We start from the raw sequence: 15,603 nt of genomic DNA, 5'->3' as shown, positions 1-15,603 counted from the left end.
ATCTGATGGGATTTGACCTGGAGGCATTGAGGGAAGCGGTCAAAACCCACGGACAGGTGACTCGTGTGGTCATCGCTGCTATCAAGGGCTCGTCCCCACGCGAGGTTGGCGCCGCGATGTTGGTCTGGCCGGGTGGCCAGAGCGGAACGATCGGCGGCGGCACTTTGGAGTTTCAGGCTGCCGAAGCTGCGCGGTCCCAATCCCTACCCGCCCGTCTGACCCATCACGCGCTTGGCCCCGAATTGGGCCAATGCTGCGGCGGTGCAGTTTCACTGTTCAGCGAGGTCTTTGATCAAAAGGCGCTTGAAGCCCTCGACGACACGGTCATAGCGCGATCCGCTTTGGAAAGCGAAATGCCTCTTTCCGTGAAACGGTTGCTGACAACTACGCGCGGTCAGGGAATTGCCCCCGAACCGCAGCTGATCGACGGCTGGATGGTTGAGCCGGTTCACAAGCCAACCCGAAACCTGTGGATCTGGGGCGCTGGCCATGTGGGCCGGGCGTTGGTCGACGTTCTGTCCCCCCTACCCGACATCGCGATCACCTGGGTCGATACCGGACCCGAGCGCTTCCCGGCCTTGGTTCCAAATGGTGTCACCACAGTTCCAGCGGCCAAACCAGCCGAGCTGGTTAGCCATACACCGTCCAATGCCGAGCATCTTGTGCTTACTTACTCACACAATCTGGATTTAGAGCTGTGCAACCGGCTGCTTTCGCATGATTTCCGCTTTGCGGGGCTGATCGGCTCGGCTACGAAATGGGCGCGATTCCGGTCGCGGCTGGCAGCTCTTGGGCATTCACCTGAACAGATCAGCCGGATCACCTGTCCAATCGGCGATCCCGCTCTGGGCAAACACCCGCAAATGATCGCCGTTGGCGTCGCCGCGCAGCTTCTGCGTCCGGCCCGACAGACTGAGTTGAAGAAGGACCTGAGCGCGTGACCACTCCACTCTTAAGCCTGCAAGGGCTGACCAAAGCCTATCCCGGCGTCGTGGCCAATGATCAGGTGTCGTTCGACATCGGCGAAGGCGAAGTACATGCGCTTTTGGGCGAAAACGGCGCGGGGAAATCTACGCTGGTCAAGATGATCTATGGCCTGGTGAAGCCAGACAGCGGCACCATGATGCTGCGCGGCCAACCCTTCGCCCCAGCGGAACCCCGCGCGGCGCGGGCGGACGGGATTGCGATGGTGTTCCAGCACTTCTCACTGTTCGACGCGCTGAACGTGGCCGAGAATATTGCGTTGGGGATGGAAAACCCGCCGCCCATGGGCGATCTGGCCTCGCGGATCCGCGAAGTGTCCGAGACCTACGGCCTGCCTTTGGACCCTTACCGCACGGTCGGCGATCTGTCCGCGGGGGAGCGTCAGCGGGTTGAGATCATCCGCTGTCTGCTGCAGGACCCCAAGCTGCTGATCATGGACGAACCAACCAGCGTGCTGACCCCGCAAGAGGTCGAAATCCTGTTTGAAACTTTGAATAAATTGCGGTCTGAGGGCACCTCGATCCTCTATATCTCGCACAAGCTGGAAGAAATCCGCACGCTCTGTGACCACGCCACGATCCTGCGGCTGGGCAAGAATGTAGGCGAGTGTATTCCAGCCGAAACATCCGCACGCGACATGGCCGAGATGATGGTGGGATCAACGCTGCAAACGCCCGAACGCTCGGGCCGTGAGTTCGGTGAGGTTGCGTTGGATGTCAGCGGTCTATCGGTGCCGTCGCCTTCGGAATTTGGAACAGCGCTGAAGAACGTCCACATGACGGTCCGCAAGGGTGAGGTTCTTGGCATTGGCGGTGTCGCTGGCAACGGTCAGGATGAGTTGCTGGGCGTGCTGTCCGGTGAGATTCAAACCCCTGCCGACGCGATCAAGTTCAATGGTCAGCAGATCGGCAAACTCGGCCCCACTGCCCGCCGGAAACTGGGTGTACTGACCGCACCCGAGGAACGCCTGGGTCATGCCGCTGCGCCGGATATGAGCCTGACTGAGAACGCCCTGCTGACCGGGTCGGTGCGCGAAGGTTTGGAAAACAAAGGGTTCCTCAAATGGTCCGAGACCAAAAGCTTCGCGGAGAAGATCATAAGCGCGTTTGACGTCAGAACGCCCGGGCCTGAAAACGCGGCACGGTCGCTTTCAGGCGGGAACCTGCAGAAATTCGTGATTGGTCGGGAAGTCTTGCAGAACCCTGAGGTTCTGGTGGTGAACCAACCGACATGGGGTGTAGATGCGGCGGCGGCTGCGTCGATCCGGCAGGCCATTCTGGATCTGGCGGCCAAGGGAACAGCGGTGATCTGCATCAGTCAGGACTTGGACGAGTTGATGGAGATCTCAGATAGTTTTGCGGCCCTGAACGAAGGGCGGCTGAGCGCGCCTCGCGAAACCACCGGCCTGACCGTTGACGAGATCGGCCTAATGATGGGCGGCGCCCATGGCATGGAGGTGGCGCATGTGTGATCTGTCGCGTCGCCTTCGGCGAGAGTATTTGGAACAAGATGAAGACGGGCGGGGAATAAGTACATGATTGTGTTGGAGAAACGACCGCAACCGTCGAAAGCGTGGTCCTATGCGACCCCCGTGGTGGCGGTGATTGCTACGATGGTCTTCGGCGGCATCTTGTTCGCCATTCTGGGCAAAAACCCGATCGAGGCCATCGGCACCATCTTTTGGGAGCCCCTGTTCGGCGAGTTCGCATTTTACTACCGCCCGCAACTGCTGGTGAAAGGCGCGCCATTGGTGCTGATTGCGATCGGCCTGGCGTTGGGTTTCCGCGCGGGCATCTGGAATATCGGGGCGGAAGGGCAGTACATCATGGGGGCCATCTTCGGGGCCGGGGCCGGGCTGGCCTTTTACCCTCTGGACGCGTTCTACATCTTTCCGATCATGGTGATAGCAGGCGCGTTCGGTGGCTGGCTTTGGGCGATGATCCCGGCCTTTCTGAAGGTGCGCTTCGGCACCAACGAAATCCTCGTGTCACTGATGCTAGTTTACGTGGCCGAACAGATGTTGGCATCGGTGTCTTTGGGCCTGTTGAAGAACCCCGAGGGGTTTGGCTTTCCCGGTTCGCGTAACCTGCAATCCTATGACAGTGCGCATAATGCCGAATTGATCGCGGGATCTGGGATGCACTGGGGTGTCGTGACTGCCCTCATCGCAGTGATCTTTTCCTATGTCCTTCTGAACCGGCACATGCTGGGCTTTCACATCCGTCTGACCGGTGAAGCTCCGCGTGCTGCAAAGTTTGCTGGTGTGAATCCTGCCCGTCTGATCCTGTTTTGTCTGGGCCTGTCCGGCGCTCTGGCCGGTCTGGCGGGGATGTTCGAAGTCTCAGGCCCTTCGGGTGTGGTCAGTATCGACTTTAACGTTGGCTACGGCTTCACAGCGATCATTGTAGCCTTTTTAGGCCGACTGCACCCAGTGGGTATCCTGCTGGCCGGTGGCTTGATGGCGCTGACCTATATCGGCGGTGAAATCGCGCAGTCTCAGCTCGGGCTGCCTGCCGCTGCCATTCAGGTGTTCCAGGGGATGCTTTTGTTCTTCCTGCTGGCATTCGATCTTCTGACAAACTACCGCATCCGTGCGGCCCGTAGCGAGGTAGCGTAATGGATCTTGGTGAAATCAATCCCGTCCTTCTGGTCGCCTCGCTCATGGTTGCGGCGACCCCCCTGCTGCTGGCCGCGATCGGAGAGCTGGTCGTCGAAAAAGCAGGCGTTCTGAACCTCGGCGTCGAAGGCATGATGATCGTCGGCGCGATCAGCGGTTTCGCGATCTCGGTGGAAACCGGCTCGCCATGGCTGGGTTTTATCGCGTCAGCTATTGGCGGTGCGGTGCTGTCACTACTGTTCGTGTTGCTGACACAGGTCGCTCTGGCCAATCAGGTGGCCAGTGGCCTTGCGCTGACATTGTTCGGCCTCGGGTTCAGTGCCCTTCTGGGCCAAAGCTATGTGGGGATCAAACCCCCCAGCATGGAGGATATTCATATCCCCCTGATCAGCGATATCCCTGTCATCGGGCCGATCTTTTTCCAGCATGACCCGATCCTCTATGTCGGCATCGCTTTGACTGCGGGTGTTTGGGCGACGCTGAAATACACGCGTGTTGGTCTGATCCTGCGCGCGGTGGGTGAAAACCACGATGCAGCGCATGCGTTGGGCTACAAAGTCATCAAGATCCGCATCATGGCGATCCTGTTCGGCGGGGCCTGTGCCGGGCTGGGCGGCGCCTATATCAGCCTGATCCGTGTCCCGCAGTGGACAGAGGGCATGACCGCCGGTGTCGGCTGGATCGCACTGGCACTGGTGGTGTTCGCCAGCTGGAAGCCATGGCGCGCCTTACTGGGTGCCTATTTGTTTGGCGGCATCACCGTGTTGCAGCTTAATTTGCAGGCAGCGGGCGTTGCCATTCCTGTCGAGTATCTGGCAATGTCGCCCTACATTATCACGATCCTTGTGCTTGTGATCCTTTCGGCCGACAAGAGCAGCGCACCTGCCTCACTGGGCCGGATTTTCCACGCCTCGCACTAGGGGCCAACTGAACCAACTTGGGGAGTAACACATGAAATTCACGACACTTCTGGCAAGCGCCGCCATGGCGCTGGGTCTGGCCTCGGGGGCCATGGCCGCCGACGACAAAACCAAGGTCGGCTTCGTCTATGTCGGCCCGGTGGGCGACGGTGGCTGGACTTACGAACACAACAAAGGCCGCCTAGCCGTTGAGGAAGAGTTCGGCGACAAGGTTGAAACCGTCTTTGTCGAATCCGTTCCCGAAGGCCCGGATGCCGAGCGCGTCATGACGCAAATGGCGCTGGAAGGCGCTGACCTGATCTTCACCACCTCGTTCGGCTATATGGATCCGACCATCAACGTGGCGAAGAAATTTCCGAACGTGAAATTCGAACACGCGACCGGCTACAAAACCGCCGACAACGTCGCGGTCTACTCGGCCCGTTTCTATGAAGGTCGTGCCGTTCAGGGCCACATCGCGGGTAAGATGACCAAGTCGAACATCATCGGCTATATCGGGTCCTACCCGATCCCTGAGGTGATCCGTGGCATCAACTCGGCCTATCTGCACGCCAAAAAGGTGAACCCGGATGTCGAATTCAAGATCGTCTGGGCCTACACTTGGTTCGACCCTGCGAAAGAGGCTGACGCCGCTACCGTTCTGATCGAACAGGGCGCAGACGTGATCCTGCAGCACACCGACTCGACCGCGCCTCAGGCGGCTGCGCAAGAGGCTGGCAATGTCGTGACCTTCGGTCAGGCCTCGGACATGAGCGAGTACGCCCCGTTCCCGCGCGTATCCTCGATCATCGATGACTGGGCGCCCTACTACATCGCACGGACCAAGGCCGTCATGGATGGCACATGGGAAAGCGCCAACACATGGGACGGCATCCGCGAGGGTATGGTCGCAATCGGCGAGATCTCGGATGCAGTTCCCGCTGATGTCAAAGAAGAGGCTCTGGCGCTGAAAGCGGCCATGGCTGCAGGTGAATACCACCCCTTCACCGGCCCGATCAAAAAGCAGGATGGCAGCGACTGGCTGGCCGAAGGTGAGGTCGCAGATGACGGAACGCTGGCAGGTATGAACTTCTACATCGAAGGTCTGGAAGGCGAGATCCCGCAGTAAGCTGCAGGGCGTATCGAAAAACCAAAGGCCCGCATTTAGCGGGCCTTTTTTTGGGCTACATTGCCCAGATCAAGGTTTGAAACCTCAGTGCCCCGTCAGCACCAAGGTGTTCACCGGCATCAGGATCAGACGCAACCGCAGACCGGCCGCATGAACCACTCCAATCGTGTCGACCACATGCAGGAACGCCTTGTTCCAGAACCCTAGGCTTTCATCCTCTAGCTTGTGGTGGTTGTCGGTATAGACATTCGCCAGACAGTTGCTGCCCGGAGGGATGTCATCCGCCATGCCTTTATACAACGGCTCCATATACACCAGAATCGAACCCGGCACTTTGTTGTGCTGGACGTCCCGCAACTCGTCTGTTGGGCGAATCTGACCTGAGGGGATGACGTCCTGCACCTCGACCACAACCATCGGGATCACCGTGAAGGGTTTGGTCATGCAACCCAGTTCTCCAATCATTCCAGGTTTGATGACCTGAGCAGACATCTGGTTGAACGCAGCCTGAAAACGATCATGGCCCGAGTGCGAAGGCACCAGAATGCCAGCCGGGCGCAACAGCGGGCTGACATAGTCACCAACCTGCAGACCGAACTGTTCGATCCGACCTGTAACGCCCGCGCTGATCACCGTCTTGTCCAGCTCGGTCAGGGCCGCATCCAGCTGCGCATTGGCACTGGCCAGTTGGGCTGGGATCAGCTCCTCAATCTGCTGCACCACGGCGGCGCGTTGTGACTGGGCGGCAGTGACCTGCGCTTCGCGCTCAGCCACCAGATTCTCCAACCGCTCGATCTCGGCCAGACGCACCGCGCTGGAGCCTTCGTCGCGCAGTGTGGTGTTACGCTCTAGGTCTTCGACCGATTGCGCCAAAGCCGCGCGCGCACCAGCGATCCCGGCATCCGCCTGCGCCAGGTCCGTCTCGGCCACTTTCAGTGAGGCTTGAACCTGCGCGATCTGTGCATGGGCGGCCTGAACCTGCGCCTGCTGGGTGAAATCTTCGATCCGGAAAATCGGCTGGCCCGCTGTCACCGTATCGTTGTTGCTGACATAGACCTCAGACACCCGCCCGCCCAGTTGCGGCAGGATCGTGACCGTCCGGAAATACGAGGCCGCCGTGCTGGAGGCCGGATGAAAGTAGAACAGCGTGGTGATCACGGACAGCGCCAGAATGGCACAGGTGGTCAAGCCCCAGCGCAGCTCGTACCACATGGTGAAAAGGGTGATCTCATGCCCGATCCGCTTGCCTTGGACAAAGCGTCGGAACAGGAAATCCGGCAGCACCGTAATCAGGGCGCAGAGCATCGTTTCGATCATGGCTTACTGCTCCAGCGTGGTGGTGTTTTGTGGTGCCGGAGGGGCCGGTTCGGCAGTAGCCTGAGGTGCAAGAGACTGTCCGAGTGAGCGAATGGCATCCGCTATGTTTCGCATCGGGGTCGCAAAATCGGGGAATTGGAACCCGGCAACCAGAACGGCCGCGATCCAGAAAATGCCGTTATGTGTAAACAGCGCCAACAGCGCCAAAATACCCACCAGCTGGAACTGAGGGTGATTGTTCTCATGCGCCATTTTCTCGGGCACCGAATGCAGCGTCAGATATCCGACACCAATCAACACAACCAGAACGACAAAAAACACGACCATTGCCGAAAAGAGGTAGTCGCTCCCATCGGCTGCGACGACATATTTTGGGATATGTCCCGTGGCCATGGGATGGAGGTCCGCTGCAGTCACCTTAATCTCCTTCTTTTCTATGATGCGTCTTTGGCCGGGTTGATCGCCAAATTCAAGCCTGCTTATAGTCTCCCGAAATCCAAGCATATTCTTATAACAAGCACCAAGACCCTTATGACATCTGCTTCATCACAATCCATCCCGGTCACCCTGCGATGATCGACTTTCTAATCATCGGCGGCGGCATCGCGGGCCTCAGCGCGGGCGCGCGTTTGTCTGCTCATGGCTCTGTCACTGTTCTCGAGGGCGAGGACGCTCTGGGCTATCACTCATCGGGTCGCTCGGCTGCGATGTTCGAGGAAAACTACGGCCCGCCCTCGGTGGTTGCGCTCAATCGGGCCGGGGTCGATTACCTGCGATCAGCGAACGAAGGCTACCTGACCCCCCGAGGCCTCATGCTGGTTGCAGGCCACGATCAGGCTGACCTGTTTGCCAAAGACGTCGAAGAATTGAACGTACGCTCCATTTCACCGCAGCAAGCCATCGACAAAGTCCCGATCCTGAACCCGGACGTTCTGGCCCATGCCGCCATCAGTGTGGACGCCTTCGACATCGATACCGACCGCCTGATGCAGGACTTCGCGCGCGTGATCCGAGGCAATGGCGGCGCGGTCCTGACCCGCCAGGCCGTCACAGATATCCGCAAAAGCGGCCATTGGGTCGTTCAGGCGGGCGATGTGTTCGAGGCCCGAAACTTGGTCAATGCAGCTGGCGCTTGGGTGGATGAGGTCGCCGCGATGGCTGGTCTGCCGCCTATCGGCATCGTGCCGAAACGCCGCTCCATGGCGCGCATTCCCGCACCCGGAGGGCATGACGTATCCAACTGGCCCATGCTGATGGGGCCGGGAGAAGGTTGGTACGCCAAGCCTGATGCGGGGAAGTATCTGGTCTCACCCTCCGAGGCCGAACCGACAATACCTCATGACGCCTATGCCGACGATATGGTTCTTGCAGAAGGTCTGGCGCGGTATGAGGCTATGGTGACAACTCCCGTCACGCGGCTCGAGGCGAACTGGGCCGGGCTGCGTAGCTTCGTGGCGGATGGCACGTTGGTGCTGGGGCCAGATCCACAGGACCGCTCGTTCATCTGGTGCTCGGGTCAAGGTGGGTACGGGTTCCAGACATCGCCAGCTGCATCGTCCCATCTCGCCAGCCTTGTGACGGGGGCGCCGTCTGAACTACCTGAAGACATCGTCAATCAGTTGCATGTGGAAAGGTTGCGATCATGACCAAACGCGCTCTGCCTTCGAATGCCAGCGTCGCGACGCAAGGCGATGGGGCCCGTATGATCGCCCCAGCCGCAAGCCGCAACTCGGACGCGCTATGCGCCTTGCTGGCCAAGATGGCGCCTGCCGCGGGCCGCGCACTGGAAATCGCCAGCGGCACCGGCCAGCATGTTGCCGCCTTTGCGCGCACACTGCCCAACTTGGTATGGCAACCCACAGAAATCGACCCCGAACGCCGCGCCAGCATCGACGCCTATGCGACGGGTGTCGCCAATATTCTGCCCGCCACCGATTTAGATGCAACCACTGCAGGCTGGCATGAGGCATTCCAAGAGCAGGACCTGATCGTTCTGATCAACCTGCTGCACCTGATCTCTTGGCCAGAAACTGACACGTTTCTCAGCGAGGCCTCAAAGGCTCTGAGTCCGGCAGGTCGCTTGATCATTTACGGCCCCTTCATGCGAGCCGGCGCTTTGACCAGCCCAGGCGACGAGAAGTTTCACGAAGCCCTGATCTCACAAGATCCAGAGATCGGGTACAAGAACGACACAGAGATCAAAGCCTGCCTACAGCACTACGGCCTGCAACTGCTTCACTTGGTCGAAATGCCCTCCAACAATCTGGCGTTTGTTGCTCAAAGGCCGAAAACCTGACCAACGATTGGGCCGGTCAAAGCCTGCTGGCGCAGGCGGCGCATTCACTCGCGCCGCCGCAGTTCTCCAAGATCTCAGCCGTCTTTGCGGATGGTTTCGTTCTTCGGGTCGTAGGGGCTGTCGCAGGTGACGACTGCATCCCACAGCTTGTCCTGAATCTTGACCTTCAGTTTTGTGCCTTCAACCGCGAGATCAGGCGTCACATACCCCATGCCGATGGATTTCTCGAACGCCACCGAGTAACCGCCCGAGGTCAGACGACCCACGCGAGTGCCTTCCGGCGTGTAGAGCGCCTCGCGGCCCCACGGGTCGGCATCTTCCGGTCCGTCGATCAGAAGCGTGCAGCACTTGAAACGCACGCCAGTCTCTTCCAGCTTGGCCTTGCCGTAGAAGTCTTTCGACAGGTCGACAAAGCGCGGCAGGTCGGCTTCCAGCGGGGTCGCGTCGCGGCCCAGTTCGGTACCGAAAGCGCGATAGGATTTCTCCTGACGCAGCCAGTTCTGGGCGCGGGCGCCAACCAGCTTCATACCGTGCTTCTCACCCGCCTTTTCCAGCAGGTCGAACAAGTAGTTCTGCATTTCGATCGGGTGGTGCAGTTCCCAACCCAACTCACCAGTATAGGCCACGCGGATCGCGTTGACCGGGCACATTCCCAGTTCGATCTGGCGGGCCGACAGCCACGGGAAGCGCTTGTTGGACAGCGCGGTTTCCGGATCGGCGTCCTTGATGACTTCTTTCAGCACGTCACGCGACTTGGGTCCGGCAATAGCAAAGACGCCCCACTGAGTAGTCACGTCCTGGATTTCGATGTAACCGAACTCGTCCATCTTTTCCTCGGCCGCCTTACGCAGATAGTCCGCGTCGTACTCGGTCCAGGCACCGGCAGAAACGATGTAGTAGTTGTTCTCGCCGTTGCGGACGATGGTGTATTCGGTACGGGTGGTGCCGTGCGATGTCAGCGCGTAGGTCAGGTTGATACGACCGACCTTGGGCAGCTTGTTGCAGGTGAACCAATCCAGGAACTGGGTCGCTCCGGGACCTTTGACGACATGCTTTGTAAAGGCCGACGCGTCGATCAGGCCAACGCCTTCACGGATCGCTTTGGCTTCTTCGACTGCATATTGCCACCAGCCACCACGGCGGAACGAGCGGCTTTCCTTGTCGAAATTGTCCGGTGCATCAACAGGGCCGAAATAGTTCGGACGTTCCCAACCGTTCACCCAGCCGAACTGAGCACCGCGCGCTTTCTGGCGATCGTATGCCGGAACGGTCCGCAGCGGGCGGCAGGCTTCACGCTCTTCATCCGGGTGGTGCAGGATGTAGACGTGCTCATAGCACTCTTCGTTCTTGCGCGCTGCAAACTCGGTGGTCATCCAGTTGCTGCTGTAGCGTTTGGGGTCCAGCGAGGCCATATCGATCTCGGCTTCGCCATCGACCATCATCTGCGCCAGATAGTAGCCTGTGCCGCCTGCAGCGGTGATACCGAAGCTGAAGCCCTCGGCCAGCCACATGTTGCGCAGACCCGGAGCCGGACCAACCAGCGGGTTGCCGTCTGGGGTGTAGCAGATCGGGCCGTTGAAATCGTCTTTCAGGCCGGAATCGGCGCAAGACGGTACGCGTTCGGCCATCGCCATGTACTGATCCGCGATCCGGTCAATATCCAGCGGGAACAGGTCAGCGCGGAAGCTGTCCGGCACGCCATGTTCGAAACGCGCTGGTGCGCCATGTTCGTAGATACCCAGAATCCAGCCACCGCGTTCTTCACGCGCATAAGACTCGTTGTCGGCGTCACGCACAACGGGGTGCTCGGGGTTACCGGCTTCACGCCATTTGACCAGCTCAGGGTCTTTGTCCATGACGATGAACGTGTGCTCAACCGGGATCGCGGGCATCTTGATGCCCAGCATCTTGGCGGTGCGCTGCGCGTGGTTGCCCGATGCGGTCACGACGTGCTCGGCGGTGATCACCACCTGCTCGTCGGAGGGAACAAGGTTGCCGCCCTGCTCGATCATCTTGGTGCATGTGACTTCCCAATGAGTGCCGTTCCAATGGAAGGCATCCGCCTGCATCTTGCGAACGATGTCGACGCCGCGCTGACGGGCACCTTTGGCCATCGCTTGGGTCACGTCAGCAGGGTTAATATAGCCATCTTCGGTGTGATAGATCGCACCTTTTAGGTCGCCGGTTTCGATCAGCGGCCAGCGTTCCTTGATCTGCTCGGGAGTCAGCCACTCGTAAGCAACGTCACAGGTCTCAGCTGTAGACGCATAGAGCATGTATTCGTCCATACGCTCTTGCGTTTGTGCCATGCGCAAGTTGCCGACCACGGCGAAACCCGCGTTCAGGCCGGTCTCTTCTTCAAGCTGCTTGTAGAAATCGACCGAATACTTGTGGATGTGGGTCGTCGCGTAAGACATGTTGAACAGCGGCAGCAAGCCCGCCGCGTGCCAGGTCGAGCCTGAGGTCAGCTCGTCCCGCTCGATCAACATCACATCATCCCAGCCCGCTTTGGCCAGGTGATAGGCAATCGATGTTCCGACGGCGCCGCCGCCAACGACCAGTGCTTTGACTTGGGTTTTCATAACCGGGTGTCTCCCCTTGGAATCTGTTGCCACCATATGGCTTGATTCCAAAATCAATCGCGGAAGCCATCCGACCAGTGATATAAGAAAAACGACCCGCACGGGAGGTGCAGGTCGTTAAATGGCGACTTAGAACCAGCCGTCAGCCTTCCGAGCGACACCGCTTGGTGTTTCCGACGGTCTTGCACACCAGCTTGCCAGGCGGCTCGACGGCTTCGGGTTCCTGAACTTCCGGTGTGCTGTCAACGCTTGCGGGCGCATCCTCGGCCCCGCCGGTGAAGGCTGCGATATAGTCGCTTGCACTAAACCCGTCACCCGAGGCTTTGGCTTTCTGGTAGTAGTCCAGCCCCGCGACCGCCAGCCCGGCCACCGCGACAAAGCCAGCCAGATATTTTGCACTCATGTCGATCACCTGTTCGTCTTTCGCCGTAAGACACCACATCACCTAGACGTTTTGTGGGCACAAAGCGGACAAGATCGCGGAAACTGCTAGGTGTGATCGGCCAGTATCTTTCCCGGATTCATGATGTTGTCGGGGTCCAGCGCGGCCTTGATCGCGGCCATGTAGTGTGTTGCCTGACCCAGTTCTTTTTCAAGATAGGGGCGCTTGCCCTGCCCGATGCCATGCTCGCCCGAGCAGGTGCCCTCCATCGAGATGGCCAGATCGTTTAGCCATCCGACAAATTCATCGGCCCGGCGGACTTCTTCGGCGTCGTCCATGTCGATCAGGGGCAGCGTGTGAAAGTTCCCGTCGCCGACATGCCCTACAATAGGCGCAAGCAAGTCAAGCTCAGCCGCTTTGTCCTGAGCGGCCCCTACGGCCTCGGCTAGACGGGAAATCGGCACGCAGACATCGGTCGAGATCCCTTTGGCGCCCGGTCGCAACTGAAGGCTGGCCCAGTACATGTCGTGTCGCGCTTGCCAGAGCTTATTGCGTTCCTCGGTGGTCGAGGTTGCCGCAAAGTCTGTGCCGCCAAACTCTTCTGCGATCTGACCAAAGGTCTCGGCCTGTTCGGCTGCGCTTGCGTCCGAGCCGTGGAACTCCAACAGCAGCAGAGGCGTTTCCGGCAGGGTCAGGCCGGAATATGAATTGGCGGCTTTGACGGATAGTTCATCCAGCAATTCGATCCGCGCGACGGGCACGCCGTATTGGATCGTCATCATTACCGCCCGGCAGGCGGCATCGACAGTCGGGAAAGAGCAGCGGGCGGAGCTGATCGCCTCGGGGATGCCATGCAGGCGCAGGGTAAGTTCGGTGATGATGCCCAACGTGCCTTCGGCGCCGATCAAAAGCCGCGCCAAATCGTACCCTGCCGAGGATTTCTTGGCGCGATTGCCGGTTCGGATGATCTGCCCATCGGGCATCACCGCCTCAAGACTCAGTACATTGTCCCGCATGGTGCCATAGCGCACCGCATTGGTCCCGGACGCGCGGGTCGCAGCCATCCCGCCGAGTGAGGCATTTGCACCGGGATCAATCGGAAAGAACAGGCCCTGATCGCGCAGATGGGTGTTCAGATCTTCACGCGTGACGCCGGGTTGCACGACGCAATCAAGATCCTCGGTATGCACCGCCAGCACCTTGTTCATCTGGGTCAGATCGACCGACACCCCACCAGCAGGCGCGTTCACATGCCCCTCAAGAGAGGTGCCCGTGCCAAATGCGATCACGGGCACCTTATGCGCGGCGCAGGTTTTGACGATCTCAGAAACCTCCTGCGTGGTGTGGGGAAACACCACCGCATCCGGGCTTTGATTGGTGATCCAGGTTGTGGTGTGGCCATGCTGTTCGCGGATGGCCGCACCGGTTTGCAGACGATCCCCAAATTGTTGCTTCAAGATGCCGAGCGCCGTTCCAATCCCAGCCTCATTTCTCGGCAAAGCCGTCGCCTGCACCATGCTACCCCTTTCCTGCCCGCCAGATGCACGGGCCTTTCCCAATGTGTCGAAAAGGCCCACCCGAGCCGGGTAAGACCTAGATTTTATTCTCCCAGCGCGATCCCTTCACGCCGATGGTCCGCACCACCGCTGAGACCTTCACTGATCTCAATCGCATGCAGGCCCGAGGTCAAGTCGCGGGGGTTCACCTCGAACCCGATTTCGATCAGCGCATCTGCATAGCCTTCAGCCGCAGTGTCCACCTCGACATCATAGGTCCCGAACCGGTTGACCAGATGCGGCAGCGAGATCGCCTGCTGCACATCCATATCCCAATCCGCCCAGGCGATGATCGACTTGGCAACGTAGCCAATGATACGACTGCCTCCCGGAGACCCGATGGCCAGAACCGGCGCGCCGTCCTGCATGACGATGGTCGGGCTCATGGACGAACGCGGGCGCTTGCCGGGTTCCAGACGGTTCGCTATGGGCACTCCGTCGCGATGGGTGCGGAAAGAGAAATCGGTCAGTTCGTTGTTCAGCAAAAACCCGTTCGTCATCAGACGCGAACCAAAGCCGTTTTCAATCGTCGTCGTCATTGACAAGACATTGCCGTAACTGTCCACGATCGAGATATGCGAGGTCGAAGGCAGCTCCAATGACTCGTCATCAGCCCAGTTCATCGCATGATCGAACTCCGGATTGCCCGGAGCGACCTCGATCAGCGCGCCCTCGGCGTTCAAAAGCTCCGCACGCTGCGCCAGATAGTCCGGATCGACCAGCCCGGCGGTCGGCATCGGCACGAAATCACTATCGGCCATGTACCGCCCACGATCCGCAAAGGCGAGGCGTGAGGCTTCGCCGATCAGGCGCCATGCCTCCATGCTCTCAGGCCCCATCGCGGCCAGATCATAGCTGTTCAGAATACCCAGAATCTGCCCAACGGTCAGCGCCCCGGAGGACGGCGGTCCCATCCCGCAGACCTCATAGGCGCGGTAGGCGGCGCAGACTGGATCACGTTCAATGACCTGATAAAGGGCCAGATCGGTTCCCGACAATACGCCGGGGTTGCCCGGCGCGGTGCGGACGGTCCGAACGATATCTGACGCGATTTGCCCGCCGTAGAACCCGGCGGCACCGTCCTCGGCCAGAGCGCGCAGTGTATCCGCATAGGCCGGGTTCATCAGGCGTTGGCCCTGCTGCAGTGGCTCGCCTTCGGGCAGGAAATACTCAGCCGTTGCAGGGAAGCGCGAGAGACGCTCGGCGTCGTTTGCGACCAAACTGGCCAGACGAGGCGAAACTAGGAACCCGTCATCCGCCAGCCGGATGCCGTCGGTGAACAACCCGGGCCAAGGGGAGCGGCCCCAACGGCGGTGCGCCTCTTCCAGCAAGGCAGGCGTTCCGGGCGTGCCAACGGACAACCCTCCGACGACGGCATCAAAGAACTGCAAGGGCTCGCCGTTTTCATCCTGAAACAGGGTCGGCGTCGCATCCAACGGGGCCGTCTCACGCCCGTCCAGTGTTGTAAGCTGTCCGGTGGCGGCGTCATACCAGACCAGAAACGCCCCACCCCCAAGGCCCGAGGATTGGGGCTCGACCAGGCCCAGAACAACCTGCACCGCGACCATGGCATCCGCGGCCGATCCACCGGCGCGCAGGATTTTCGCCCCGGCCTCAACCGCCAGAGGGTTGGCCGCAGCGACCATCCAATTCTCGGACTGTACGGGCACGCCGCTTGTTTTGGCCTCAAGCGCCGCGATCAACTCGTCGGTCAGAGCCTGCACCTGACCTTCGCTCGCGCCTTCAGGGGCCACGGAGTCCGCTGTTTCCTGGGCAAAGCCCGGAGCGGTATAGGCAACGACAGACAGAAGTAATCCTGAAATCCGATTGATACGCATAAC

General features: G+C 59.8%; 13 protein-coding genes. 7 read left to right on the top strand and 6 right to left on the bottom strand.

The window, feature by feature from the left end:
• Positions 1–5: 5 nt before the first annotated feature.
• From xdhC to ACR0J4_RS12300, 5 genes are all read left to right on the top strand, one after another.
• Positions 6–941 carry a xanthine dehydrogenase accessory protein XdhC gene (xdhC, locus tag ACR0J4_RS12320; protein ID WP_170643178.1) on the top strand — a complete coding sequence of 312 codons (936 nt, stop codon included), beginning with the start codon at positions 6–8 and terminating at the stop codon, positions 939–941.
• Positions 938–2,455: an ABC transporter ATP-binding protein gene (locus ACR0J4_RS12315; protein WP_170460379.1), complete on the top strand. Its 1,518-nt coding sequence runs from the start codon at positions 938–940 to the stop codon at positions 2,453–2,455. The genes xdhC and ACR0J4_RS12315 overlap by 4 nt, the downstream gene beginning before the upstream one ends.
• A gap of 63 nt (positions 2,456–2,518) precedes the next feature.
• Positions 2,519–3,601, top strand: a complete 1,083-nt coding sequence (locus ACR0J4_RS12310; protein WP_170374478.1) for an ABC transporter permease — start codon at positions 2,519–2,521, stop codon at positions 3,599–3,601.
• Positions 3,601–4,521 carry an ABC transporter permease gene (locus ACR0J4_RS12305; RefSeq protein WP_170468428.1) on the top strand — a complete coding sequence of 307 codons (921 nt, stop codon included), beginning with the start codon at positions 3,601–3,603 and terminating at the stop codon, positions 4,519–4,521. The genes ACR0J4_RS12310 and ACR0J4_RS12305 overlap by 1 nt, the downstream gene beginning before the upstream one ends.
• Before the next feature lie 31 nt (positions 4,522–4,552).
• The gene (locus ACR0J4_RS12300; protein ID WP_170374472.1) at positions 4,553–5,629 is read left to right on the top strand and encodes a BMP family ABC transporter substrate-binding protein; all 1,077 of its coding nucleotides are present in this window, start codon (positions 4,553–4,555) and stop codon (positions 5,627–5,629) included.
• 84 nt (positions 5,630–5,713) lie between these two features.
• On the opposite strand, the gene ACR0J4_RS12295 is transcribed toward ACR0J4_RS12300, so the two are convergent.
• Positions 5,714–6,946 carry an HlyD family secretion protein gene (locus ACR0J4_RS12295; RefSeq protein WP_170374469.1) on the bottom strand — a complete coding sequence of 411 codons (1,233 nt, stop codon included), beginning with the start codon at positions 6,944–6,946 and terminating at the stop codon, positions 5,714–5,716.
• A gap of 3 nt (positions 6,947–6,949) precedes the next feature.
• Positions 6,950–7,339 carry a hypothetical protein gene (locus ACR0J4_RS12290; RefSeq protein WP_480668698.1) on the bottom strand — a complete coding sequence of 130 codons (390 nt, stop codon included), beginning with the start codon at positions 7,337–7,339 and terminating at the stop codon, positions 6,950–6,952.
• Positions 7,340–7,518: 179 nt separating this feature from the next.
• Here ACR0J4_RS12290 and ACR0J4_RS12285 point away from each other — a divergent pair, with 179 nt between their 5' ends.
• Both ACR0J4_RS12285 and ACR0J4_RS12280 read left to right on the top strand, forming a co-directional pair.
• A complete protein-coding gene (locus ACR0J4_RS12285; RefSeq protein WP_170643179.1) occupies positions 7,519–8,592 on the top strand; it encodes an FAD-dependent oxidoreductase in 1,074 nt (357 codons plus the stop codon).
• The gene (locus ACR0J4_RS12280) at positions 8,589–9,242 is read left to right on the top strand and encodes a DUF938 domain-containing protein (protein WP_170643180.1); all 654 of its coding nucleotides are present in this window, start codon (positions 8,589–8,591) and stop codon (positions 9,240–9,242) included. Before ACR0J4_RS12285 ends, ACR0J4_RS12280 begins: the two co-directional genes overlap by 4 nt.
• A gap of 74 nt (positions 9,243–9,316) precedes the next feature.
• Here ACR0J4_RS12280 and ACR0J4_RS12275 read toward each other — a convergent pair whose 3' ends face one another.
• The 4 genes from ACR0J4_RS12275 to ggt form a co-directional block, all read right to left on the bottom strand.
• Positions 9,317–11,824, bottom strand: coding sequence for a GcvT family protein (locus ACR0J4_RS12275; protein ID WP_170643181.1), 2,508 nt, complete (start codon positions 11,822–11,824; stop codon positions 9,317–9,319).
• Between the two features lie 142 nt (positions 11,825–11,966).
• Positions 11,967–12,227, bottom strand: coding sequence for a hypothetical protein (locus ACR0J4_RS12270; protein ID WP_170643182.1), 261 nt, complete (start codon positions 12,225–12,227; stop codon positions 11,967–11,969).
• A gap of 86 nt (positions 12,228–12,313) precedes the next feature.
• Positions 12,314–13,723: an FAD-linked oxidase C-terminal domain-containing protein gene (locus tag ACR0J4_RS12265; RefSeq protein WP_170643183.1), complete on the bottom strand. Its 1,410-nt coding sequence runs from the start codon at positions 13,721–13,723 to the stop codon at positions 12,314–12,316.
• Positions 13,724–13,806: 83 nt separating this feature from the next.
• Positions 13,807–15,600 carry a gamma-glutamyltransferase gene (gene ggt, locus ACR0J4_RS12260; protein WP_170643184.1) on the bottom strand — a complete coding sequence of 598 codons (1,794 nt, stop codon included), beginning with the start codon at positions 15,598–15,600 and terminating at the stop codon, positions 13,807–13,809.
• Between the last annotated feature and the right edge of the window lie 3 nt (positions 15,601–15,603).

The sequence above is a fragment of the Ruegeria sp. B10 genome (assembly GCF_056539825.1).
This window is presented reverse-complemented; position numbering and strand designations above follow the sequence as displayed.